This is a genomic window from Afifella sp. JA880, assembly GCF_025379905.1.
Taxonomy (GTDB): domain Bacteria; phylum Pseudomonadota; class Alphaproteobacteria; order Rhizobiales; family Afifellaceae; genus Afifella; species Afifella aestuarii.
The window spans coordinates 110,029-133,534 of sequence record NZ_JAOANH010000002.1 but is presented as its reverse complement, the minus strand read 5'-3'; the positions used below and the strand labels follow the sequence as shown (position 1 = coordinate 133,534).

At 64.2% G+C, this 23,506-nt stretch carries 18 protein-coding genes; 10 read left to right on the top strand and 8 right to left on the bottom strand.

The window, feature by feature from the left end; translation table 11 throughout:
- Positions 1–59: 59 nt before the first annotated feature.
- Positions 60–1,049 (top strand): threonine/serine dehydratase, encoded by a 990-nt coding sequence (locus tag NYQ83_RS08815; RefSeq protein WP_128291635.1) that lies wholly within the window; start codon positions 60–62, stop codon positions 1,047–1,049.
- On the opposite strand, the gene NYQ83_RS08810 is transcribed toward NYQ83_RS08815, so the two are convergent.
- Positions 1,046–1,474: a hypothetical protein gene (locus NYQ83_RS08810; RefSeq protein ID WP_128291636.1), complete on the bottom strand. Its 429-nt coding sequence runs from the start codon at positions 1,472–1,474 to the stop codon at positions 1,046–1,048. The genes NYQ83_RS08815 and NYQ83_RS08810 overlap by 4 nt on opposite strands.
- Positions 1,475–1,518: 44 nt before the next feature.
- On the opposite strand from NYQ83_RS08810, the gene NYQ83_RS08805 reads away from it, so the two are divergent.
- On the top strand, positions 1,519–2,700 hold the full coding sequence (locus NYQ83_RS08805) for an MFS transporter (protein ID WP_128291637.1): 1,182 nt from the start codon (positions 1,519–1,521) through the stop codon (positions 2,698–2,700).
- Positions 2,701–2,728: 28 nt separating this feature from the next.
- On the opposite strand, the gene dgcA is transcribed toward NYQ83_RS08805, so the two are convergent.
- Both dgcA and dgcN read right to left on the bottom strand, forming a co-directional pair.
- Positions 2,729–3,703, bottom strand: coding sequence for an N-acetyl-D-Glu racemase DgcA (gene dgcA / locus NYQ83_RS08800; protein ID WP_261214173.1), 975 nt, complete (start codon positions 3,701–3,703; stop codon positions 2,729–2,731).
- On the bottom strand, positions 3,700–4,707 hold the full coding sequence (gene dgcN, locus NYQ83_RS08795; RefSeq protein WP_261214171.1) for an N-acetyltransferase DgcN: 1,008 nt from the start codon (positions 4,705–4,707) through the stop codon (positions 3,700–3,702). Before dgcN ends, dgcA begins: the two co-directional genes overlap by 4 nt.
- A gap of 124 nt (positions 4,708–4,831) precedes the next feature.
- Between dgcN and NYQ83_RS08790 the strand changes: the two genes are divergently transcribed.
- The 5 genes from NYQ83_RS08790 (at position 4,832) to map (ending at position 10,172) form a co-directional block, all read left to right on the top strand.
- Positions 4,832–5,959 (top strand): ABC transporter permease, encoded by a 1,128-nt coding sequence (locus tag NYQ83_RS08790; protein ID WP_261214169.1) that lies wholly within the window; start codon positions 4,832–4,834, stop codon positions 5,957–5,959.
- Positions 5,960–5,966: 7 nt separating this feature from the next.
- Positions 5,967–6,788, top strand: coding sequence for an ABC transporter ATP-binding protein (locus NYQ83_RS08785; protein ID WP_128291641.1), 822 nt, complete (start codon positions 5,967–5,969; stop codon positions 6,786–6,788).
- A 2-nt stretch (positions 6,789–6,790) separates the two neighbouring features.
- Entirely contained in the window at positions 6,791–8,653 is a 1,863-nt protein-coding gene (locus NYQ83_RS08780) for an MlaD family protein (protein ID WP_261214166.1), read from the top strand.
- Positions 8,654–8,706: 53 nt separating this feature from the next.
- The gene (locus tag NYQ83_RS08775) at positions 8,707–9,336 is read left to right on the top strand and encodes an ABC-type transport auxiliary lipoprotein family protein (RefSeq protein WP_261214163.1); all 630 of its coding nucleotides are present in this window, start codon (positions 8,707–8,709) and stop codon (positions 9,334–9,336) included.
- 86 nt (positions 9,337–9,422) lie between these two features.
- Entirely contained in the window at positions 9,423–10,172 is a 750-nt protein-coding gene (map, locus tag NYQ83_RS08770; RefSeq protein ID WP_261214161.1) for a type I methionyl aminopeptidase, read from the top strand.
- Between the two features lie 135 nt (positions 10,173–10,307).
- On the opposite strand, the gene NYQ83_RS08765 is transcribed toward map, so the two are convergent.
- Complete coding sequence (locus NYQ83_RS08765; RefSeq protein ID WP_261214160.1) at positions 10,308–16,718, bottom strand: hypothetical protein; 6,411 nt, start codon at positions 16,716–16,718, stop codon at positions 10,308–10,310.
- A 412-nt stretch (positions 16,719–17,130) separates the two neighbouring features.
- Here NYQ83_RS08765 and NYQ83_RS08760 point away from each other — a divergent pair, with 412 nt between their 5' ends.
- From NYQ83_RS08760 to NYQ83_RS08750, 3 genes are all read left to right on the top strand, one after another.
- Entirely contained in the window at positions 17,131–17,448 is a 318-nt protein-coding gene (locus NYQ83_RS08760) for an Hpt domain-containing protein (protein ID WP_261214158.1), read from the top strand.
- Between the two features lie 96 nt (positions 17,449–17,544).
- Entirely contained in the window at positions 17,545–17,865 is a 321-nt protein-coding gene (locus NYQ83_RS08755; protein ID WP_261214156.1) for a (2Fe-2S)-binding protein, read from the top strand.
- Positions 17,862–18,890 carry an NAD(P)/FAD-dependent oxidoreductase gene (locus NYQ83_RS08750; protein WP_261214154.1) on the top strand — a complete coding sequence of 343 codons (1,029 nt, stop codon included), beginning with the start codon at positions 17,862–17,864 and terminating at the stop codon, positions 18,888–18,890. Before NYQ83_RS08755 ends, NYQ83_RS08750 begins: the two co-directional genes overlap by 4 nt.
- A 136-nt stretch (positions 18,891–19,026) precedes the next feature.
- On the opposite strand, the gene NYQ83_RS08745 is transcribed toward NYQ83_RS08750, so the two are convergent.
- From NYQ83_RS08745 to NYQ83_RS08730, 4 genes are all read right to left on the bottom strand, one after another.
- Complete coding sequence (locus tag NYQ83_RS08745) at positions 19,027–20,244, bottom strand: GNAT family N-acetyltransferase (protein ID WP_261214152.1); 1,218 nt, start codon at positions 20,242–20,244, stop codon at positions 19,027–19,029.
- Between the two features lie 74 nt (positions 20,245–20,318).
- Positions 20,319–20,897, bottom strand: coding sequence for a hypothetical protein (locus tag NYQ83_RS08740; protein WP_261214150.1), 579 nt, complete (start codon positions 20,895–20,897; stop codon positions 20,319–20,321).
- Positions 20,898–20,956: 59 nt separating this feature from the next.
- Positions 20,957–22,006 (bottom strand): YcjF family protein, encoded by a 1,050-nt coding sequence (locus tag NYQ83_RS08735; RefSeq protein WP_128291650.1) that lies wholly within the window; start codon positions 22,004–22,006, stop codon positions 20,957–20,959.
- Positions 22,003–23,499, bottom strand: coding sequence for a YcjX family protein (locus NYQ83_RS08730; protein ID WP_128291651.1), 1,497 nt, complete (start codon positions 23,497–23,499; stop codon positions 22,003–22,005). The genes NYQ83_RS08735 and NYQ83_RS08730 overlap by 4 nt, the downstream gene beginning before the upstream one ends.
- Positions 23,500–23,506 lie beyond the last annotated feature (7 nt).

The following is a 23,506-nucleotide window of genomic DNA, read 5'->3' as shown; positions in this document are numbered from 1 at the left end:
GCGGATACGATACTTTTCTACCTCTTCAAAGCGGATGAAAAACGCCTTAAGGGCGATCCATGACCCTGCCGGTTTCTCTCAACGATATCGAGGCTGCTGCGACCCGCCTGCAAGGGCGCGCCATGCGGACGCCTCTCATTGCTGCGCCAGCCTTGTCGGAGCAATTCGCCGCCCGCGTCTTCCTGAAGCCGGAATGCATGCAGCGGACCGGCTCCTTCAAGTTTCGCGGAGCCTACAATGCGCTGATGGCGGCGGGCGACGCCGCTGCGGGCGGCGTGGTCGCCTGTTCGTCTGGCAATCACGCCCAGGGCGTGGCGGAGGCTGCGCGTCTCGCAGGCGTGCCGGCGACGATCGTCATGCCGGAAGACGCGCCAGCGGTGAAGGTCAATCGAACGCGCGCGGCGGGCGCCCGCATCATCACCTATGATCGTGCGCGCGAAGACCGCGAGGAAGTGCTTGCGGACCTCATCCGCCGCGAGGGCGGCTTTCTGATCCATCCCTATAACGACACCAAGGTCATCGCCGGGCAGGGAACGATCGGGCTCGAGATCGCCTCTGAACTCGCCAATATGCGGCTTGTCCCGGACATCGTCATGATGCCTTGCAGCGGCGGCGGACTGGCTGCCGGCGTGTCGCTCGCGGTGACCGAGCGTGCCCCGAACTGCCGCGTCCTTGCGATGGAGCCTGAAGGCTTCGACGATTATGGCCGGTCTCTGGCCGCCGACCAGATCGTCAGAAACGAGCGAACCAGCGGCTCCGTCTGTGACGCGTTGCTGGCGCCTGCACCTGGGGAGATCGGCTTCGCCATCAATCGCGAGCGTCTGTCGGGAACACGCACCGTGAGCGACGATGCGGCGCTCAATGCCATCGCCTTTGCCTATGAGCGTTTTCGGCTGGTGCTGGAGCCGGGGGGCGCGCTCGCCCTTGCCGCCTTGCTGTCGGGTTCGGTCGATGTGCGCGGAACCGTCGTCGTTCTGGTTCTCTCCGGCGGCAATGTCGACGATTCCGTCCTGGCGCAGGCGCTCGCTCGTTATCGCTCGGCGGCTTAGTGGTTTTCTTCCGACGCCCGGTCTCGGTCGTCCCGGCTTTCTTCCGACGCGGTGCCGAAGGGACGGAATTGCTTCAGACGCTCCAGAATGTCAGCCGTCTGTCCTGCGGTTGCCGCGGCATCGGGTGCTGCGTCGTGCAAACCCGCGGCAAGCACCATCAGATCCTGACGCGCCCGTCCCGGCGGCACATTGCCCGCAATTCGCGTCAATTCACGCGCGATCTGACTCGGCTTCAGCTGCGTGCGCAGTGTGCTGACATTCATCGCAAGCCGCGTCATCGCCGTCATCAGCGAACGGGTCTCGGTGCGACGCGAACGGCGCACATATTCCTCGAGGAAAGCGCGTCCCTTCGACGTGCTGGTCAGCGCCGACAGCATCGTCTCGTACTCGATGTCCGTCAGGCCCTTTTCGATCAGGCGCGCCATGCCTTTTCCTCTTCCAGAACGCAATCGCGTTGACGGGTCCGAAGATGGACCGGAAGAGCTTAGAAAGAGCTAATGGCGACGGCAAGCACCGCGCAAGACGCGTTTTCGGACTGAAGAGCGCGGGCTTCCTCGCAGCCGTCTTCTTTGCGCTCGGCGTTTATCTGCCCTTCTTCCCGGTGTGGCTCGAAGCGCAGGGGCTTTCCGACGGGCAGATCGGTGTGGCCGTTGCTTTGCCGTTGCTGGTGCGAGCGGTCCTGAGCGGGACGCTCGCCGCGGCCGCCGATCGTCTCGGCGAATTGCGGGTCGCCGCAGCACTTTATGCCGGCATCGCGACCCTCGTTTTCTTTGCTCTCAATTTTGCCGGAGGTGCTGCGGCGCTGCTTCTGATTTCTTCTGCCGCACTGATCTTCTGGAATGCGCTCGTGCCTTTGGGGGATGCTGTGGCGCTCACGGGCGTGCGTCGGCATGGCAATGATTACGGGCGGATTCGGCTTTGGGGATCGGTCGCGTTCATCGTCGGGAATTTCGCTGCCGGCCAGATCATCTCAAGCGTCTCGGTCGATGCCGTATACGGGCTGCAGCTTGCGGCTTTCGCCTTCGGGATCATTGCCGCGCTATCGCTGCCGCTGGTCGGGCGGGCCGCAAAGCTGGCCAAGGGTGGCGGGATGATCGGTTTCCCGAGGGATCGGCGGCTCGTTCTGACCATCGCTGCCGCCAGCCTCGTGACGGGCAGCCACGGCGCTTACTACGCCTTCGGCAGCCTCTACTGGCGCTCGCTCGGTTTCTCCGACCTCGTCATCGCGGCTCTCTGGTCGCTCGGTGTGGTCATCGAAATCGCGCTGTTCTGGTTCGCGCGGCATTTCGTCGGCTGGGGCGCACGACGTTTCCTCATCGCGGGTGCCACGGGCGCGCTGCTGCGGTGGTCGCTCTTTGCCTTCGCAACCGACGTCTCATGGGCCTTCGTCTTGCAGGTCCTGCATGGCCTCACCTTCGCGGCGACGCATCTCGGGGCGATGATGGCGCTCGCCGCAGTCGCTGAAGCAGGGCATACGGCGCGGCTTCAGGCCGCCTACCAGCTGAGCGCCGGGCTGGTGATCGGCAGCGGCACCCTGGCGGCCGGGGCGCTTTACGGGATTGCACCATCTCTGCCGTTCCTGCTCATGGCCGCGTTCGGCGCCTGCGCACTTGCGATTGCATGGCGCCTTCCGCGCGGCCTCAAAGCCTAGAGCAGTCTCTCAGAGCTTTTCTGAAGGCTCAGCCCCAGAGCTGCGGCGTCGGGGGTTCGACGAGCGAGCCCACATAAACAAGGCCGGGCTGGCGATCGCGCGCCAGGAGGAGAGGGCCGTCGAGATCGACGACATCGGCATCCTGGGCCAGGATGACGGCCGGCGCCATCGCAAGCGACGTGCCCACCATGCAGCCGATCATGATCAGATAGCCGCGCCGGCGTGCCTCGCGGACGAGCTCCAGCGCTTCGGTCAGGCCTCCGGCCTTGTCGAGCTTGACGTTGACGGCGTCGTACTTGCCGGTGAGGCCGTCGAGATCGGCGAGTGTGTGAAGGCTCTCGTCAGCGCAGATGGGCGCCACATGCGGCATCTCCCGCAGCATCTCGTCTTCACCGGCCGGCAATGGTTGCTCGATCAGCTGGACGTGAGATTCCGCGCAGGCGCGCATGTTTTCGAGGATGTTGTGCTCGCTCCACGATTCGTTGGCGTCGACGATGAGCGGCACATGCGGCATGGCCGCCCGAACGGCGCGGACGCGTTCCGCATCGCCTTCTCCGCCGAGCTTCAGCTTGAGCACATGATTGTGACCCGCACGGTGAGCCGCGCTTGCCATGTCGCTCGGGCTGCCGAGAGAGATGGTGTACGCGGTCTCGAGCGGGCGGGCGACCATGTGGCCGCAGCGATCCGCGGCGGACGTGCCGTCGCGCTTGGCCTCAAGGTCCCAGAGGGCACAATCGATTGCATTGCGCGCGGCACCGGCCGGCAGCCGCTTTCTCAGCGTTTCGCGGTCAAGCCCTTCAAGGTCGACGCCGCGAATCTGTTCTGCGACGCTTTCAACCGTCTCGCCATAACGCGGATAGGGGACGCATTCGCCCCGTCCGGTATGGGACCCGTCCTTCAGATGCGCGACGATGACCTTCGCCTCGGTGCGCGAACCGCGGGAGATCGTGAAGCTGCCGGCGATCGGCCAGGATTCGACGGCGAGATCGAGCGACAGGCTCATGCCACGAACTCTTTGAGAAGGCGGTCCACGAGTTTGGCGACACCGGTGCGGATCGGATCGCAGGCCGGCAGCCCATAGCGTTCTTCCGCCTCTGCGAGACAGGCTTTCGCCTCGTCGTCAGAGAGTGCCTGCGTGTTGATCGATATGCCGAGCGGGGCAATGTCCGGATTGGTGAGGCGCCCGAGCCGCATCGTTTCCTCGATCACCGCCTCGATCGTCGAAATCGGGGCTTCGACATTGCGCATCTTGGTGCGTGTCGGCTCGTGGCAGACGACGAAGACGTCCGGCTGGGCACCGTGCAGAAGGCCGAGGCTGACGCCGGCAAACGAGGGATGGAAGAGCGAGCCTTGGCCCTCGACGATCTGCCAGTGGTCCGGCTCGGTCGCAGGCGACAGCCACTCAGCCGCGCCGGAGATGAAGTCGGCGACAACGGCGTCGATCGCGACGCCTCGGCCGGAAATCATGACGCCGGTCTGGCCGGTGGCGCAAAAGGTCGAGTTGACGCCGCGTCCGTTGAGTTCGCGATCGATCGCGAGCGCCGCGTATTTCTTGCCGACCGAGCAGTCGGTGCCGACGGTCAAAAGCCGCTTGCCCGGGCGCTTTGTGCCCTTGCCCGTGGCAAAGCGACGATCGGCGTGGCGCGTGTCGTGGAGTTTGACGCCCTTGCGCTCGGCCGCCTCGCGGATCGCGTCGACGGAGGCAAGCCGCACATGCAGGCCGCTTGCGATATCCATGCCGGCTTCGATCGCCTCCACGATCGTCGACGTCCAATGCTCAGGCAACACGCCGCCGGGATTGACGGCTCCGATGATGAGGGTGCGGGCGCCAGCTTCGGTCGCCTCGGCAATCGTCATATCCTTCAGACCCGTATCGGCCTGGCAGCCGGGGAGACGCAGCTGACCGACACACCATTCTCGGCTCCAGTCGACGACACCATAGGCCGTCTTGGCCGCGAGCTTGTCCGGAACGTCGCCGAGGAAAATAAGATAAGGACGCTCAATCATTTGAAATGTGTGGCCTCGTTGCGCTTGTGATGCCTGGTCGGTGCGGGCAAAGTCCGCGCCATGAAGGCCGCACCGTTAGCACGCTGCAAGGGCAGCGTCAGCTGTTGTTACGTCACGTGAGGTTATGACGTCCGATCTCTCCTACGAACTGGTCGGCGAGCGTTTTGTCCTGCGGCCCAAGGGGGCGTGGGCGATCGACCAGGCCGCCAATCTCGACCGTTCGCTGCAGAAGGCGACGGGCGATCAGGAGAGCCGTGCGCGCCGTTTGGAAATCGATCTGTCCGATCTTGAGACGCTCGACACAGCGGGTGCTTTTCTCCTCGTGCGGCTGGAGAAAGCCTGGCGGGAATCGGGCCGGGACGTCACCTATGTCGGCGCGGAGGACGGACGCGAGACCCTGATCGAGCGGGTGCGCGTGGCGCTCAAAGACGGCGAGACGCTACCGCACCCCAAGAAGTCGAACGTTTTTGCCGATGTCGGGCAGACTGTCCTGTCGATCATCGCGGATGCGAGACGCATCGTCACCATGCTCGGCTCGGTGATCCTGGAAATCCTGCACGTCATCCTGCATCCGGGCTCGGCGCGGTTTTATGCGATCATCAACCAGATGGAGATGATCGGGCTTCGCGCCGTGCCGATCGTGGTGCTGATGTCCTTCATCATCGGCGCCATCCTCGCCCAGCAATCGGCCTTCCAGCTGCGCTATTTCGGGGCCGAGGTCTTCTCCGTCGATCTCCTCGGCATTCTCGCTTTGCGCGAAATCTCGCTCTTGTTGACCGCCATCATGGTTGCGGGCCGCTCGGGCAGTGCCATCACCGCGGAGCTTGGCTCCATGCAGATGCGCGAGGAAATCGACGCGTTGCGCGTGATGGGCATGGATCCGATCAATGTTCTCATCCTGCCGCGCATCCTGGCGCTGTTGATCGTTCTGCCGCTGCTGTCCTTCATCGCTGCGCTTGCCACTCTCGCAGGTGGCATGATGATGCTGTGGCTTTATTCGAGCATCACGCCTGATGCTTTCATCGCTCGCCTGCACGACGCCATCGATATGTCGAGCTTCCTCTCAGGCCTTTATAAATCGCCTTTCATGGCGCTCATCATTGGTCTCATTGCCTGCACCGAGGGCATGGCGGTCGGGGGCAGCGCGGAATCGCTCGGTCGCCGGACGACCGCCTCCGTGGTGAAGGCGATTTTCATGGTGATCGTCGTCGACGGTTTGTTTGCCGTCTTCTACGCCGCGATCGGCTTTTGAGGTCTTGATGGAGCAGACGACCAACAAAAGCGGGAACGGGTCCGACGGACGAACCAGCGGCAAGGGCAAAGAGCCGATCATTTCGGTGCGCGGCCTGACCGTCGGCTTCGGCGACAAGCCGATCCTTCAAAATCTCGACCTCGATATCTATCGCGGCGAAGTGCTTGCGATCGTCGGTGCGTCGGGCGCCGGCAAATCGGTGCTGACGCGTGCCATTCTCGGTCTTCTGCCGCGCCGGGAAGGCCGCATCACGGCTTTCGGACACGACCTGACGAAGGGGGGTAACCCAGAGCTCGAGCGCCGTTGGGGTGTTCTCTTCCAGCAGGGCGCCTTGTTTTCGGGGCTGAGCGTCGCCGACAACATCATGGTGCCGATGCGCGAATACCTCGACCTTCCTGAAGCTTTGATGGAATCTCTGGCGACGATGAAGGTTGAACTTGTCGGATTGCGGGCGGCCGACGGCATCAAATATCCGTCAGAACTTTCCGGCGGCATGATCAAGCGCGCGGCCCTTGCCCGCGCGCTGGCACTTGACCCGGAGATCGTTTTCCTGGACGAGCCGACGTCGGGGCTCGATCCCATTTCGGCGGCGGCTTTCGATCAACTGATTGCCGATCTTCGCGAGACTTTGGGTTTGACCGTCGTCATGGTAACCCACGATCTCGACACACTGCACGCCATCGTCGATCGCATTGCCGTGGTCGGAGAAAAACGCATTCTTGTCGAAGGCGACATCGCGACGATGGAGCGTTTCGACCATCCCTGGGTCCGTGATTACTTCAGCGGCGAGCGCGCGCGGGCGGCCGGTCTTTCGGAAGTGAGCCGATAAACATGGAAAGCAAAGCCAATACAGCCGTCATCGGTGCCTTCACCCTTGCTGTCCTGGTTGCGGCCTTCGGCTTCATCTACTGGATGGCGGCCGGGGAGGGCTCGCAGGAGCAGCAGCCGTTGCGCATCGTCTTCTCCGGCTCCATCACCGGCCTCACCAAAGGGGCGCTGGTGCTCTTCAACGGCATCAAGGTGGGCGACGTGAAGTCTTTGGAGATCGATCCGTCGGATCCCTCACGCGTCTATGCGCGCGTCTCTGTCGGTGCCAACACGCCCATCAAGTCGGACACCGAGGTCTCGCTTGGCTTCCAGGGTGTGACTGGCGTCGGCTATATCGAGATGGTCGGGGGCTCCGCCAACGAGCCGGACGTGTGGGAGCAGACGGAAGATGACGTCCCCGTGCTCGTGGCCAAGCAGTCCAACATGCAGGATCTCATGGCCTCTGCGCGCGAGATTGCCGGCCGGGCGGAATCCACCCTCGATGCTATCGACAAGATCGTCGCCGACAACCGCGACGGCATCAACCGGATCATCTCCAATGTCGACACCTTTTCCGGGGCGCTCAGCGACAACTCGCAGCAGATCTCGAGGCTGATCGATTCCGTCTCCAGCGCGGCCGAGGGTATGGCCGGGATGTCGGGTAAGCTCGATGGCATCATCGCCAAAGCGGATGCGATCGTTGCCTCGGTGCAGCCCGACAAAGTTTCGCAGACCGTCGACAATGTCGCCGAATTCAGCCAGTCGCTCGGAGATACGAGCGCGGAAGTGCGCAAGTTCGTCGAGAATCTCTCCGGCGTTTCCGACGATGTGCGCGAGTTCTCCGATCGCATGCGCAATGTCGGCGGGAAAGCGGACCTCCTGGTGAGCGAAGTTCAGGCGAAGACGGGTCCCATTCTCGAAGCCGTCGATCCGGAGAAGCTCGCCCGCACGCTCGACAATATCGACCGGGTGAGTGGAGCGATCGATCCGGAAGAGGTGCGCACGGTCGTCAAGGGCGCGTCCGATCTTGCGGCGACGCTGAGCGCCAGACAGGCCGATATCGATCAGTTCGTCACTCGGCTTTCCGCCGTCAGCACGCGCCTCGACGAGGTGCTGGCAGCGGTTGATCCGGAGCGCGTGCGCAGTGTCGTCGATCAGGCGGAAGCGATCGTGGCGAGCGTCGATCCCGCGAAAATTTCCTCAACCGTCGACAATGTCGACCGGATCAGCGCGGCCATCGATCCTGAGCGCATTCGCACCACCGTCGAAGGCGTCTCCGACCTCGCCGCAACGCTCAAGGCGCGGCGCGAACAGATCGACGAGCTGGTAACGCGCCTCGCTTCCGTCAGCACTCAGGCCGACAAGGTGCTGGCCGCCGTCGACCCGCAAAAGGTGCAGACGATGGTCAACGATGCGAGCGAGGTCGTCGCGAGCGTCGATCCGCAGAAGATCACCGACACGGTCGACAGCATCAACCGGGTCGCGACGACGGTCGACGAATCGCGCGAGGACATTCGCGTCATCCTCGCCAATGCGCGCCAGGTGTCGGACCGGCTCGGCATTCTGAGTGCCAAGGCCGAGGGGCTTCTCGGCACGCTCGACGACACCGCCTCGAGCGAGGAGGGGCAGGGGCTGATCGCCCAGGCGCGGGCAACGCTCGCCGAAATCCAGACGGCCGCGGCGACCTTCAACGAGCAGGCGAAGACGATCGGCTCCGGGGCTTCGGATTTTTCCAGCCGGGGACTTGCCGATATCCGCCAATTCGTGAACGAGGGCCGGCGAACCGTGTCACGGCTGGATTCGCTGATTTCCGATCTCGAACAGAATCCGGGCCGCTTGATCTTCGGCGGAGACAACGCGCCCACCTATCGCGGCCAAAGACGGTAATGGCGACGATGATGGCAGAGTCCGGTTGGGGCAGAGCTCGCAAGGGCGATTGGATGAACATGCGCAAGGACATCGGTAAGGCCAACTCTCGGCGCCGGCGCCGCTTCGGAGGCACGGCCGGGGCCGCGGCGCTCGTCTCGCTGTTGCTGCTCGGCGGCTGCGCCGTGCTGCCGAAGACACCCGATTCCATCTATGATCTGACCGCGCCGCAGGATGTTTCTGTGCGCGCCGGGACATCCGCGCAGATTCTGGTTCCAGTGCCTGCCGCGCTCGCAAGCCTCGACACGACGCGCATTGCCGCGCGTCCGACGCCCGCCGAGCTCGCCTACCTGCCGGGAGCGGCCTGGCCCGACACGCTGCCGCGGCTGCTGCAGGCGCGGCTCATGGAGACGCTGCAGAATACCGGGCGCGTGAAAGCCGTTGGCCTGCCGGGGCAGGGACTTTTGATCGACTATCAGATCGTCCTCGACGTGCGCGCTTTCGAGCTCAGAAACGGCGTCGCTGTCGCCGACTTCAGCGTCAAGCTTCTCAACGACCGCAACGGCCGTGTCGTCGCCTCGCGCGTCGTCCATGCGGAAAGCCCGGTCGGAAGCAACGACAACGCCGCGATCGTCGCCGGACTGAACCGGGCGATGGATCAGGCGTTCGCCGAGATCGCCAGCTGGACACTGACGAGCGTGTAGCTGGTCGCCGGGGCTCTCAATCCTTCCGGCGGGAGATCGCCGGTGCTGCCGCCGTGTGATTTTTCCTTCCCCGCGAGATTCGAAGCGTGACGGTCACCAAACAAGACGAACTGGATGGGCTGAAGGAAATCGGGCGCATCGTCGCCAATGCCATGCGCCTGATGGCGAAAGCGATGGAGCCCGGGATGACGACCAGAGAACTGGACGACATCGGCCGGGCGTTTCTCGATCGGCAAGGCGCCGTCTCCGCACCGCAAAGCTGTTACGATTTTCCCGGGGCCACCTGCATCAGCGTGAATGAGGAAATCGCCCACGGTATCCCCGGCGACCGGATGATCGCTCAAGGCGATCTGGTCAATATCGACGTTTCGGCTTCCAAGAACGGCTATTTTGCCGACACCGGGGCAACGTTCCGCGTCGGTCCCGTCGAGCCTTCGCTGGAGCGCCTATGCAAAGACGGTAAGCGCGCCATGCAGATCGGCATTGCACAGGTCGGCAGTGACCGGCCGCTCGCGGCCATCGGAGCTGCCATTGGGCGCTTCGCTTCGCAGCGCGGCTACACGCTCATCCGCAATCTTGCCAGCCACGGGGTGGGGCGTTCCCTGCACGAATATCCGGGAGAGATCGCGACCTGGCCCACGTTGAGCGACCGGCGGCGTATCAATAAGGGGCTCGTGCTCACCGTCGAGCCGTTCCTGTCGACAGGCGGTCTCTGGGCGGCCGAGGGTGACGACGGATGGACACTCTATAGCGAGCCCTCCGCCCCCGTGGTGCAGTACGAGCACACGATCGTCGCGACTGATCGAGATCCGATCATTGTGACGCTGCCGGGCTGACGGTCCTGCCGCGTGTCGGCGGTTCAAGCCCGGGCCGAGACCTTTGAGGCTCTCCCCAGCGTTCTCATGGCCATTTAGAGACAACAAAAAAGGGCGGCCCGCGGCCGCCCTTTCTTTTGTCCGTGATCGACTGGCTCAGCTCAGCCGGCCGGCCGCGTGCGCGAGCATGGTGTAGACCTTGCCCGTGTCCGAGGCGAGGTAGCTTTGCGCCATCGCCGGGTCCTTCTGGCGCTTCGCCAGCTGGTCGAGAAGCTTCTCGAAATCGGCGATGTAATGGTCGACCGCACGGCGGAATTCGCCGTCGCGCTCGTATTTGCGCCGGATCTCGTCGAACGTCTTCTGACCCTGGATCGTGTAGAGGCGCCGCGTGAAGACGTTGCGCTCGCCCTTGCGGTAGCGCTCCCATAGCTCGAGCGCGGCCTGATGGTCGATCGCCCGGGCGATGTCGACGGACAGCGAGTTGAGGCTCTCCACCATCTGCGAGGGCGAACGGCCCGGCGTCGCATTCTGCGTCGTGGGAGCGGGCTGCGGGGTCGGGGCGGAGGTGGGCTCCGGTCCCGTATCGTACTCGCTCTCGTCGCTCGATGCGCGCCGCAGGAGATCCGCCACCCAACCGCGACGCTCGCCTTGCGGGCGCGCTTCGGGTTTCGGCTCAGGCTGCGCTGCGGGACGGGCAAAACGCTCGCTCCACTGCGTCTGCTGGGCTGCGGGCTGTTGGGCCGGGGGCTGTTGGGCCGCCGGCTGCGGGGTCGGGGCAGGCTGAGGCGCTGCTGCAGGTGCCGAAGGGGCGCTGGCCGGAGCCGGCCCCGTCGAGCGCGGTGCGATCGGGGCGCGGTCGGAAGCGCTTTCCGTCTCCAGATTTGCCGCACGGGGCAGGCCACGCGGCTGCGGTGCTGCTTCGACGACTTCTTCCCGCCGGGGCGTCGCCGCTGCCGGCTGGGCGGGGCGCTTTGCTGAACCTTCGCGGCGCGAGACGATGTCGGTCAGAGCCGAGATCGCCTCGATCTGCTCGGTGATGGCGCGGCGCATCGCCTCCGAAGCGTGACGGGCTTCTTCCGGCATGTCCTTGACGCCGCGACGCAGATCCTCGCGTGCCGATTCGAGCTCGCTCTTCATGTCGCGAGCGGCATGACGCATTTTCTCGGCGGTTTCGGCGAAGCGCTCCGTGGCGCTTTCGACGGCCTCGGAGATTTCCGACATGAGCCGCTCGCTCGCCGCGCGGACCTTTTCGTCGGACCCGGTCGTCACGTCGGCGAGGCGTTCCGTCAGTTCGGCGCGGGCCTGTTCCACGCTTTCCACCGTCCGCTGGCCTTCGGCGATGGCGGCAAGGCGCATCGTCTCGAACTGGCTGATGGCGGCGCGGGCGGCTTCCTCGGCCCGACGACCAAGCGCCTGGGCGATCTGCGCCACACGCTGCTCGGCCGAGCTCAAGGTCTGCTCCAGCTCTTCCGAAGCGCCGGTGGCGGATTGTGCCGCGCGCGCGCTCAGGGCATCGGCGACCTCGTTGATCCGCTGCATGGCCGCGGTCAACGTGGTTTCCAGCTCCTGCGAGGTGGTCTGAACCGACATCGAGGTCTTGGCGCTCAACGACTCCGCGAGAGAGGCAACGCGCTCTTCGGCCGAACCAATCGCCCGATCCAGTTCCTCCGACGTGCTGCGGGCCGTATCGGAGGCCGCAGACGACAGGGAGCCGGTGAGGGCGGCAATGCGTTCTTCCGCCTGCGAAAGGTTCTCTGCGAGCTCCTCGACGGCCTGACGGGCCGACATGGCCGCGCGCGTGCTGAGCGAGCCGGAGATGGCGTTGATGCGCTCCTCCGCCTCCGCGAGGCTCGCGGCGAGTTCCTCTGCGGCCTGGCGAGCCGAATCCGACGCCGTGGAGGTGAGAGAGTTCGCGATGGCGCTCACCCGCTCTTCCGCCGCGCCGAGGCTCTGGGCCAGCTCTTCGGTTGCCCGCTGCGCGGACAGAGAAGCACGCGAGCTCAAGGAATCAGCGACCGAATTGATGCGCTCTTCGGCCGATCCAAGCGTATCGGAGAGCATCGCCGTGAGGCGCGTAAGCTGCTCTTCGACGGAAGAGGCCTGGCCGGTGAGGCCCTGCGCCATCGCTTCCAACGCCTCGGTGGAGCCACTGATGCGGCCTTCCATCGTGCGGTTGGCCTCGTCGAGCATGCGTCCGGCTTCCGACAGCGATTCGGACTGGCTGTCGAATTGCGAGGCGATGGCCGTGATGTCACGCAACACGTGGGTCGACACGTCGCGCAGCGTCTTGATCTGGTCGGACAGGATCGAGGTCGAGGTGGAGGTGTCCTGCGCTGCCGCCGAGAGGGCGTTGCGCAAGCTCTCCGCCTGGCCGGCGAGGTTGCTCTCGATCGCGGAGAGCTGCTCTCCGCTCGATCCCAGAACTTCGCTCAGCTGTGCGTTGGTTTCTTCCATCCGCGTCAGCAGCGAATCGATATCGGTGCGGAAGCGGGCGTTGGTGCCGGTGACCGCATCGATGATGTTGTGGGAATGCGTGCTGAGGTTGGACAGAAGCGCGCGGGCACTGTCGTCCAGGCGGGCAAGCGATTCCTCGCTCGTCGCGCGGATGGCATCGGCCGTGTTGCGGCTGCGATCCTCCATACCCTCGAAGAGGCTGTCGCGCTGCCGTTCGAGATCTTCCATGAGACCGGAGCGACGGCTGTCCAGCGCCTCGGTGAGGTCGCGGGTGCGTCCCTCCAGGCCTTCCACGAAGCTCTCCGTCTGCGTGCCGAAGGTGTCGGTGAGGATGCGGTTCTGGTTCTCCAGGCCGTCGATGACGAAGCGGCCGCGGTTCTCGATCGTTTCCACCAGGATCGACGAGCGCGAATCGATGACCGAAGCGAGTTCGCTCTGACGCTGGGTCAGCATGTTGTTCAGCGTTTCGGTCTTCTCGTTGAGCGCGTCGCTGGTGCCGGTGAGCGTCGCCTGCAGCGAGTTCGCCCGGTCGGCAAAACTGTGCTCCACCGCCATCAGGCGCTCGCCGAAGCTCGCATTGACGTCGATCATGCGGCTGGCGATCGTCTCCGTCAGCTCCTGCGTCTTGCTGGTCAGGGTTTCGCCGAGTTCGCCGAGGCGTGCGTCGAGGCTCGTCGTCATCTCCGACTGGCCTTCGTTGAAGGCCGTGGCGATTTCGCGGGTGCGCGCCACCAGCGTGTCGCTGATCTGGCGTGCCCGCGTGTCGAGCGCCGTATTGATGCGTCCGAGGCGGTCGTCGAGCGTCTCCGACAGGCCGTCGGCGCGTTCGCCGAATTCCTGGGTGACCTCGCCGATGCGCGCCGTGACGCGGTTTTCGAAGTTCGACAGTCGCGCCGATACGGCCATCTCGATCGTCTCGGCCGAGGAGGCGAGGCGGACCGCGACGTTCTCGGCGCTTTCCTTGAGGCGTGTCTCGAATCCGCCGAGGCGGCCGTCGAGGGTCTCTCCGACCTGAGCGACGTGACCGTCGATCATGGCGCCGAGAGCCTGGCCACGCTCGCCGAGCACGGTCGACAGCATCGCTGTCTTCTGGTCGAGCGTCTCCGAAATCGTATTGCCGCGATCGTCGAAGAGGACGTTCAAGCGTTCGACATTGCCGTCGACGCTACGCTGCAGACGCTCTGAGACGTGCTCGCCAGTTTCCTCGAGACGTCCGGCTGAGGCCCGCAGCGTGTCCTCGATGTCGGACAGGCGGCCCGTCAGGCGGTCGACATTGCTGTCGAGGCTGGAGCCGAGCCGCTCCGACACGCGCTCGCCGGCTTCTTCGAGCCGGGTTGCCGAGGAGAGAACGGACGTCTCCATCTCGGAAAGACGGCCGGCGAGATGCTCGACGTTGACGTCGATATTCTGACGCAGGCGTTGGCCCGCGCTGTCGCTCGCCTGCTCGAGACGGCCGGCGGAATTGCGCAGTGCGTCTTCCATCTCTGCAACGCGTCCGGCGAGGCGATCCGCATTGCCGTCGAGGCTCGCGCCGAGGCGGCGGGCGACATCGTCGCCGGTCTCCACCAGACGGTCGGCCGAGCCGCGGACCGAGCCTTCCATTTCGGAGAGGCGGCCTGCGAGACGCTCGACATTGACGTCGATGTTCTGGCGCAGGCGTTCGGCCACGCCGTTGCCGGCTTCTTCCAGGCGATCGGCAGAACTCCTGACGGAATCCTCCATCTCCGAAAGACGGCCGGCGAGCCGGTCGGCATTGCCGTCGATGCTGGCGCCGAGGCGGCGGGCGACATCGTCGCCTGTCTCGACCAGACGGTCGGCCGAGCCGCGCACCGAATTTTCCATGTCTGAGAGGCGGCCCGCGAGACGCTCGACGTTGACGTCGATATTCTGGCGGAAGCGTTCAGCCACGCCATTGCCAGCCTCTTCAAGCCGCTCGGCCGAGCTCTTGACGGTCTCTTCCATCTCGGAGAGGCGTCCCGAAAAACGCTCGACATTGATATCGACGTTCTGGCGCAGGCGTTCGCCGACATTGTCGCCGGCTTCTTCCAGCCGAATGGCGGAGCCTTTGACGGTCTCTTCGATCTCCGACAGACGTCCCTTGAGGCGATCTGCGCTCTGATCGAAGCCGGTTTCGATGCGGCCAACCTGCTCTTCCACGGTGCCGGCGACACGTTCGCCGGTCGTCGACAGCCTGCGCTCCGCATCCGTCAGGCGCTGCGTGACACCTTCGAGCTCGGTGTGCATGGCAACCGAAATCGACTTTCCGGTCTGGCCGAGCTGGTCGATGACATTGCGCGAACGGGTATCGAGTGTGTTGACGACGATGTCGCTCGCCCGTTCCAGCCGGCTCGCCGTTTCCTCGGTCTTTTCTCCGATGCGGTCGGCGATGGCATCGCCACGCGCGCCGAGCTGCTCGACGAGCTCGTCGCCGCGGATGGTGATGCGTCCGGCGATATCGGCTCCTGTGGTGCCCAGCCGGTCATTCAGAGCATCGGCGCTCGCCGTGATGCGGGCGGCCACATCCTCGCCGCCGGTCTCCAGGCGCGAGATGAGCTCTTCGCCAGTTGAAGAAATCCGGTCGGTGAACTGACGGCTCGACGTCGTAATCCGCCCGCTCAGCTCTTCGCTGCTGGAGAGGAGGCGGCCGGTCAGTTCTTCGCTGCTTGTGACGAGACGGCCGGTCATCGCTTCGCCGGTCTCCGTGAGCTGGCGGGTGAGGCGATCGCTGCTCGAGGTCATACGTTCGGCAAGCTCTTCGCCGCGGCTCGACATACGTTCGGCAAGTGCGGGCCCATCGACCAGGATGGCGTTTTCGATGCGCTGGCTCGATTGGCCGAGATTTTCAAGAAGGGCCGTGGAGCGTTCCGTCAGCGTATAGTTGAGCCGATCCTGAGCCTCGACGATGCGGTCGTTGAGTTCGCCGCCCTTGGAGGCGATGAGCTCGTTCAGCCCTTCGCTGGCGGCGCGGATGCGCTCCAGAAGCTCGCTGCCGCGTTCGGTGAAGCTCTCGGTAGCTTCCGACTGGCTGCGGTTCAGCCGGCCGACGAGTTCTTCGCCGCGGTGGTCGATCGTATCGCCGATCTGGCCGCTCACCTGATTGATGCGCTCCAGCAGGCTTTCCGTGCGGCTTGAAATGGAGGTGGCGAAATCGTCGCCCGCGCGGGAGAGATCGACGGTCACATTCTTGGTACGCTCGACGAGCAGGTCGGCAATGCGGCGCGCCGCTTCATCGGCGGTGGAAAGAATCTGGTCGCTGGTCTTGGCGAGATCGGAGGTCAGCGTCTCGTGCGCCCCGCCCATCGCCGCCTTGATGCGGTCGGCGTTTTGCAGAATCGCCTCGCGCTCGTTGACGAGCTCGTCGACGAGACGGCGGACGCGCATCTCATTGTCTGTATAGGAGCGCTCCAGCGATGCGACTTCGTTCTGTACCAGCACTTCGAGTTCGCTGGCGCGCGCCAGCGCCCGCTCGATGCCGTCCCCCATGGAGGCGACTTCACGGCGGATCGCCTGGCCGACGGTGACGATCGATTCCTTGGCGATGTTCTCTGGCTCAGCAAGGCGAAGCGCGACTTCTGTCATGGTGCGCGAGACGATGCGCATCTCCTGAGAGCGCCAGATCATCAGCGCCATCACCCAGAACAGGAGGACCGGGACGACGATCGCGACACCGAGAGCGACGAGATGCGGCGCCTCGCGGAGCTGTTCGATCGAATTGAGGGCTGCAATCTGGTCGCGCCAGAGCGCCATCCCGAAGGCCGTGCCGAGGCCGGCCCATACGGCCGACATGAGAAGCGCAGTCCAGAAAGGCGCGTAGGAAGGCCGTCGCTGCAGGGCATAAAGAAGATTGCCGATGGAACGAACGTCGTCATTGGCAGCGCGACGCGCCTTGCGCTCGCTGCTGCGGGACGATTCCGTCTCGGCACGCTTTTCAGCCTTGGTGGGCGCTTCCGACTTTTTGGAGCGGCCGTTGTTGGCGGGCACGGGCTTTGCCGCCGCCGCACCTCCTGAAGCTTTCGCAGGACTGTTGGCCGCGGCGCCGAAGTCGATCCTCAGCGCTTCTTCGACCGCCGACAACGCCGCTTCGGTCGATTCCGCTTTTGGTATTTTACCCATGACATTCGCTCCGGTCCGTACGCAACCACTCCAACGGACGCCGTGCCGGTCTCTGCCGGCATGCGAGGGTGACATATAAAGGGGCCACCCGTTCTGGACGATTCCTGCCACCCCCTTGGCTGTAGAACCGCCGCCGCCCGATACCGAACGCAGCCGTGTCGACCAGGACACAGCTGCGCCTTCCCATCAAAATGGGTGAATGCATCCTAATATTTATGTAACGGCCTGAGAAGCCGGAATCACCGGATTTCCCGTTTCTGTGCACTTGTTTCATGAATAATATGAATGTGCTGCAGCCTGTCGTGCATGTAGCGAGCTAAGATTCGGGCTATTTTGGGGCACATGCGTGGCGGAAGCGGACGCCACCCGGGCCTTGGGGGCAAAACCATCCGCTTCCACGAAGGAACAGGCCATGGCGGAGGATGCTGCGATCCTCAATGAGGCCCATCTCGATCGGCAGACGATGCACAACGAGGCCTTGAAGGTTGAGATCCTGGCGCTTTTCGTCAACGAGGCGGACCGGCTTTTCAATCAGGTCAAGGAGGCGACCACCTCTTCTGCACGCGGTGAGAGGGTGCACGCCCTCAAGGGCCTTGCCCGCAATGTTGGCGCCGAAAGACTGGCTTTGGTGGCCGCTCTCACTGAAGAACGGCTGAAAGCAGAGGGCTGCGACCTTGCGCCGCTCGAAGCCGCCGTGCAAGAGGTTGTGCGATATCTCGCCCGAACCTGAGCCACGGCTCTCTGCGACACGCGGGCACCTGTTTTGTGCCCTTCTTGACATCGCCCGCCGCGTCCCTAAACCCGTGCGGCGCAACACGGATCGATCATGCCAAAAATCACTTTTATCGGTTTGGACGGCGACCGCCACGAGGTGGAAGCCGAAAATGGCTCCACTGTGATGGAAGCCGCTCTCAAGCAGGGCCTTCCCGGAATCGAAGCTGAATGTGGCGGCGCCTGCGCCTGCGCGACCTGCCATGTCTTTGTCGCCGAGGAATGGTTCGAGCGCACCGGCTCTCCAGAGCCGATGGAAGAGGACATGCTGGATTTCGCTTACGATGTTCGGCCGACCTCGCGCTTGTCCTGTCAGATCAGAGTTCGCGACGAGTTGGACGGACTCGTCGTCACCATTCCGGAGCGTCAAGCATGACTGGAACGCTTGTTGAAACCGACGTCGCCATCATCGGGGCGGGACCCGTCGGGCTTTTCGCCGTTTTCGAGCTCGGATTGCTCGATCTGAAATGCCATCTGATCGACATTCTCGATCGCCCGGGCGGCCAGTGCGCCGAGCTCTATCCTGAGAAGCCGATCTACGACATTCCGGGCTGGCCGGAGATCTCGGCGCAGGGACTTATCGAAAAGCTCATGGAGCAGATCGCTCCGTTCAATCCGGAGTTCCATTTCGGCGAAATGGTCTCCGAACTTGAGCGCACCGAAGATGGCGGTTTCATTCTCAGGACCGATGCCGCGACGACGATCAAGGCGAAGGCGGTCGTGGTTGCTGCCGGCGGCGGGTCTTTCCAGCCGAAGCGTCCTCCGATCCCGGGCATCGAGGCCTATGAAGGCAGCTCCGTCTTCTACGCGGTGCGGCGCATGGAGGATTACCGCGACCACGATCTCCTGATCGTCGGCGGTGGCGATTCGGCCCTGGACTGGACCTTGAACCTCCATCCGATCGCAAAGAGCGTGACGCTCGTCCACCGGCGCCCGGAATTCCGGGCTGCGCCGGATTCCGTCAACAAGATGTTCGCGCTTCAGGAAAAGCACGAGCTGACGTTTCAGCAGGGGCAGGTGACTGCGCTCAAGGGCGGGGACGGAAGTCTGGAAGCGGCCGTTCTCAAGACGCCGGATGGGGAGATCGAAGTCTCCTGCACGCGCATGCTGCCGTTCTTCGGACTGACGATGAAGCTCGGCCCGGTCGCCGAATGGGGGCTCAATCTCCACGAGAACCTGATTCCGGTGGATACGGAGAAGTTCCAGTCCTCCGAGCCGGGCATCTTCGCCATCGGCGACATCAACACCTATCCGGGCAAGCTGAAGCTGATCCTCTCGGGATTCCACGAGGCGGCTTTGATGGCGCAGGCCGCAAAGCACTACATCGCTCCAGACGAGCGCGTCGTCTTCCAGTACACGACGTCCTCGTCGAAACTGCAGAAGAAGCTCGGCGTCATCTGAGACGGGCTGCTGGTTGCCGCTGCGAAACAGGTGATCAGCAGTTTTTGGATTGAAGACAATCGGCGGCTAAGGCCGCCTTTTTTGTGATCTGATCTCTGTTCCGCAGGATGGCTTTGCCGGCTGGGTGGGAAGCCCGCTAGAGGCGTAGCATCAGATTGGCCAGGCGCGAGCGCACCGGCAGAGGCAGGGCGTAATACAAGCGCTTCAGCCGCGGCTTGCCGTATCCCAGGACGGCGCGCAGGTAGAATCCGCCACGCCAGCTCAGCGGCACGCCGAAATCGTGCACGACGACCTCACCCGTCTCCCATTCGTGCTTGTTGCGGTAGCGTGGCGGCAGCATGTCGTAGCGCGTGATGCCGTTCTGACCGCACCAGCGCAGAACCATCTCCGTCAGCACGTTGCCGGGGCCGAAGCGACCATATTCCGGCGCGAAAGCTCCGAGAAAGAGAAGGTAATCGCTTCCCAGGCGGTAGGCGATCTCTGTGGCGACGGGGCGGCCTCCGACCGTCAGCCGCGAGGCGGTCATGCCGGTTTTCACGCCAGCTCCACCATGACGCTCGGCGAAGGCTTCGAGGCACTGATTGGTGCGCTCGTCCAGGAATGCGCGGCTTAGGAAGCCTTTCTCCGTCAGCCATGCGCGCTTCATCTCTGTCGCCTCGCGCAGCCATTGCCGCGTCGTCGGACCGTCGGGCGCCACTTCGAGGCGGAGCTCGCCCTCTTCGGCGAGGGCGACGATGCGCCTTTTCTGGTGGCGTTTGACTTTCCCCTTGCGGCTGGCAAGCACCTTCTCGATGTCACCTGAGGAGAGGTCGACGAATGGCGCGCCATCTTCCTCACCCAGTGCGACTGTCTGAGGCGGCAGCACCGAGGCAAGCGCGGAATCGGCCCGCACGCGCTCCATGAGGATGAGATCGATGCCGGCTCGCTCGACTTCGGCGAGGGCCGCAGCGAAGAGCGAGGTGGCCTCGTCGTTGTGCTCGACCAGAATGTCTTCGTATTGCGCGACGGGTGCGCCGGCGGTCTGCGCCAGCCGCAATGGGCCGATCTTCCAGAAGGCGAGAGGCCAGATCAGCTCGACCTTACCGTTGCGGCGAACAACGACGCATTTGAAACCGACCTTGGGATCGCTCGCAAAATGCTCCGCCCATATCGCCAGGTGCTGCGGGGTCTGGAAAATGCGGCCGCGAGGAGAGGCATCGATCAGCCCTTGCCAGTCGGACGCGAGCGACAGCAGCGCGGCCGCGCCTTCCACGATCGTCGCTTCGAGCGCTGGCGCTGCTGTTGGAGCGGAAGGCCCGGCCTGGTCTTCAGATTCCGACTTAACGACGCGTTCCGACGATTGTGCGGTTGACATACGGCTTCCCCCTCCGACGGTCCGAAGGTGAGGGTGAAACGTGAAGATTCCCGAAAAACCGGGCCCGCCGTCCGCTATTTGTTAGCGGGCTCGATCGATCCTGTGATGGCTGGATCATAGATCGGCAGCGAATCGGAGCCGGCTCTCGCAAATCCCATTGCGGCAACAGGAATAGAGCGTCGCGAGTTCGGATCATAGAGCGAAAGGAGGATGGTCATCTTGCCGTCGCCTGCCGGTTCGGCATCCAGCAGCCCCTGGAGTTCGCCGCGCATCAGCTTCAACATGAAGCCTTCGCCGTCGCGCTCGCCGACGATATTGGCACCGTCGCCTTCCGCGCCGTCCATGAAGGAGCCGAAAAAGCGCTTCTGATCGCCGTTGTAGCGCAGCTTTGCGTAGACCGGCGCGGAGAGCGAACCGGTCCAGCATTTTCCGGTCATACCGAAGGCCATCATGCTGCGGCTCGGATCACCGTTGAGCGCGCAATGGAAGCGGAGGCCGCTTTCCGGACCGATCAAAAGACGGCCGCTGCCGCGCCATTCGCCCCCGAAGCGCTCCATGAAGGCGACAGCGTCCTCGTCGGCCGCTGCGGCCGGCTGAGGGGCAAGCGCGGGAATGCAGATTGCAAGAGCTGCAACGAAAAAAGCGCGCAACATCAATGGCTCCGAATGTGGCGTGGCCTGAACTGATGATCAGCCTAGGAGCCAAATGCCAATCATTCGTTAACCCTACGAGCATTTCGTGGGGATGTTGCCACGACCTCCTGGCGGGAGGCGGAAAACGAAATCAGATCGCCCGCCAGATCCTTGAGGCGGGGCCGCGGCTGCGCCACGAAGGGCACCGGCCGACAAACGTCGAGTGCGGACAGACCGATGCGGGCCGTCATGAGCCCGTTGACGACACCTTCTCCGAGCCGCGCGGAGAGGCGCGCTGCAAGCCCCTGGCCCACCACCTGCTGGAGGAGCGTGTCGCCGATGGCGATCGTCCCCGTCACCGCGAGGTGACTGACGACGGCGCCCGTCAGGCGCATCAAGCCGATCACACCGGGTCGGCCGCCGTAAATGGCAGCAACGCGGCGAATGAGGCTGAGGCAGGCGATCAACACATAGGCGACGTCGATGAGGGCACGAGGGCTGACGGCCGTGACCACGGAGACGCGCTGAGACGCGCTCGAGATCGCCTGCTTGGCACGCTGGTCGAGGGTTGCGACGAGGTCGCGCTCTGCAAGGCGAATTAGGTCGGAGCCATCCATGACCGCGCCGAGATGCTCCTTGAGCTGTCGGCGACCCTGCGCCGTATCTGCCCGGTCGGCATATTGATGGATCAGCTCCTTAACGACTTTGCGCGCCTTGTCGGGATCGTTCTCCTCGTACGCGGCGTCTGCTGTCAGGCGCAGGCGGGCGATCGCCTTGAGGCGCGCGAGCCCGAGGATTTCCCGGCCGATGATGGCGCCGAGCGCGAGAAGAAAGAGACCGAGGCAGGCAAGGCCGACCCAGCCGAGCCAGTCGGCGCGCGTGAAAAGACTGCGAATGAGATCGTCGATGGCAATGCCGATGGCAAGCGACAGAAGCGCGCCGGCCGCGGCGACTGCGAGCCGCCCCCAGCGGATGCCGTTCTTTTTCGGCTCGATGATGGTCGAGACGGCCCGGTCTGCATCCGTTTCCTCGGGATCGAGCTCTTCCCAGACCTCTTCTTCGATCTCGGCTTCCCCGGGCTCGTCGAGGCGGAAGGCTTCCGGGGCGCGGCGGGTCTCCGAGGCGGTCATTGCAGCCGGTCTCCGACAAGAAATTGCAGGGCCTGATCGAGGCGTATGTGCGGCAGTGAGAGTTTCAGGCCGGTTTCACTCCGCTCCACCCGGGGCGGGCGGAAGCGCAGATAGCGTAGCGCCAGCGTGTCGTCGTGGGCTTCCTCTGCAAGGTCCCTCGGCTTCGACTGGAACTGCCGGGCGGCTTCGAAGATCGATTCCGGATCTTTCGGCAAGTCCCCGGGAAACAAGGCGATTTCGCTTGCGCCGTCATAGACTTCGCCCGCGACCTCTTCACCTTCGAGCGGGACTCCGGCGATTGCTGGAAGCTTGCGTCCGCCACGGGTTACCGTCACCTCGCGGGTGGCGCGAACTGCCGCCATCGGCATGACGCTGACCTCGGCACCGGCAAATTCCGCGCGTTTTGCTGCCTTCTCAGTCAGGCGTGCGAGCAGGGCGCCGAGATTGTCGTGATCGGAGCGATGGACATGATCGGCCTTCGTCGCCGCAAACAGGATCTTGTCGATCCGGCGGCTCAAGATCGATGTCAGCCAACTCGCGCGACCCGGCCGGAAGCAGGCGAGGACGTCCGCCAGCGCCTGTTCGAGGTCGCGCAAGGCCGCTGGACCCGCGTTGAGCGCGGCCAGCATGTCGACAAGCACGATCTGCCGGTCGAGTCTCGCAAAATGGTTGCGGAAGAACGGCTTCACCACATGCGTCCGGTAGGATTCATAACGACGCGCCATCATGGCGGCGAGGCTGTCCTGCAGCGGCTCGCGGTCGGGCGAAATATCGAGCGGCGAAAAGGTGAGGGCGGGCGAACCTTCAAGGTCGCCGGGCATCAAAAAGCGACCGGGTGGCAGCATCGAAAGCGCATATTCGTCGGCTCGGGCTGCGCGCAGATACGAGGTGAAGGCGCCAGCGAGCTCCTGCGCCTTCAATTCATCGGCCGGCGCGTCGGGATCGACGCCCTGCAGACGGTGATGCCATTCGGACGCGAGCTCCTGGCGATGCGGTTCGCGTGACATGGCGACAGCCTCGGCCGACCATTCGCCGTAACTCTTGTTGAGAAGAGCGAGATCGAGAAGCCATTCGCCCGGATAATCGACGATGTCGAGATCGAGCCGGCCCGGCCCGAAGGTCCGTTTCCAGGTGCTCGCCGATTCGTATTCCAGGGTGACGCGCAATTCGCTGATGCGTCTCGTCGAACGCGGCCAGATGCGGGCATCGACCAGATTGCGCACATGCGATTCGTAATCGAAACGCGGGACGGCGTCGTCGGGCTGCGGCTGCAGCTTGGCTCCGGCGAGCCTGCCAGAGGCGTAGGCGTCGAAGAGCGGAAGCCGGCCGCCGTGGATGAGATTGTGAACGAGTGCGGTGATGAAGACTGTCTTGCCGGCGCGCGACAGGCCGGTGACGCCGAGCCTCAGGGTCGACGGGCCGCCGAGCACGCCTTCCAGGAGATTGTCGAACGCGTATCTGGCTTCGTCGGCGAGGGTGATGATGGATGCCACTGAGGTT

What these genes read in the sequence shown, in the direction of transcription:
- NYQ83_RS08815 (WP_128291635.1), top strand. Translation starts at nt 60, where the DNA reads ATGACCCTGCCGGTTTCTCTCAACGATATCGAGGCTGCTGCGACCCGC.
- NYQ83_RS08810 (WP_128291636.1), bottom strand. Translation starts at nt 1,474, where the DNA reads ATGGCGCGCCTGATCGAAAAGGGCCTGACGGACATCGAGTACGAGACG.
- NYQ83_RS08805 (WP_128291637.1), top strand. Translation starts at nt 1,519, where the DNA reads ATGGACCGGAAGAGCTTAGAAAGAGCTAATGGCGACGGCAAGCACCGC.
- dgcA (WP_261214173.1), bottom strand. Translation starts at nt 3,703, where the DNA reads ATGAGCCTGTCGCTCGATCTCGCCGTCGAATCCTGGCCGATCGCCGGC.
- dgcN (WP_261214171.1), bottom strand. Translation starts at nt 4,707, where the DNA reads ATGATTGAGCGTCCTTATCTTATTTTCCTCGGCGACGTTCCGGACAAG.
- NYQ83_RS08790 (WP_261214169.1), top strand. Translation starts at nt 4,832, where the DNA reads ATGACGTCCGATCTCTCCTACGAACTGGTCGGCGAGCGTTTTGTCCTG.
- NYQ83_RS08785 (WP_128291641.1), top strand. Translation starts at nt 5,967, where the DNA reads ATGGAGCAGACGACCAACAAAAGCGGGAACGGGTCCGACGGACGAACC.
- NYQ83_RS08780 (WP_261214166.1), top strand. Translation starts at nt 6,791, where the DNA reads ATGGAAAGCAAAGCCAATACAGCCGTCATCGGTGCCTTCACCCTTGCT.
- NYQ83_RS08775 (WP_261214163.1), top strand. Translation starts at nt 8,707, where the DNA reads ATGAACATGCGCAAGGACATCGGTAAGGCCAACTCTCGGCGCCGGCGC.
- NYQ83_RS08765 (WP_261214160.1), bottom strand. Translation starts at nt 16,718, where the DNA reads ATGGGTAAAATACCAAAAGCGGAATCGACCGAAGCGGCGTTGTCGGCG.
- NYQ83_RS08760 (WP_261214158.1), top strand. Translation starts at nt 17,131, where the DNA reads ATGGCGGAGGATGCTGCGATCCTCAATGAGGCCCATCTCGATCGGCAG.
- NYQ83_RS08755 (WP_261214156.1), top strand. Translation starts at nt 17,545, where the DNA reads ATGCCAAAAATCACTTTTATCGGTTTGGACGGCGACCGCCACGAGGTG.
- NYQ83_RS08750 (WP_261214154.1), top strand. Translation starts at nt 17,862, where the DNA reads ATGACTGGAACGCTTGTTGAAACCGACGTCGCCATCATCGGGGCGGGA.
- NYQ83_RS08745 (WP_261214152.1), bottom strand. Translation starts at nt 20,244, where the DNA reads ATGTCAACCGCACAATCGTCGGAACGCGTCGTTAAGTCGGAATCTGAA.
- NYQ83_RS08740 (WP_261214150.1), bottom strand. Translation starts at nt 20,897, where the DNA reads ATGTTGCGCGCTTTTTTCGTTGCAGCTCTTGCAATCTGCATTCCCGCG.
- NYQ83_RS08735 (WP_128291650.1), bottom strand. Translation starts at nt 22,006, where the DNA reads ATGACCGCCTCGGAGACCCGCCGCGCCCCGGAAGCCTTCCGCCTCGAC.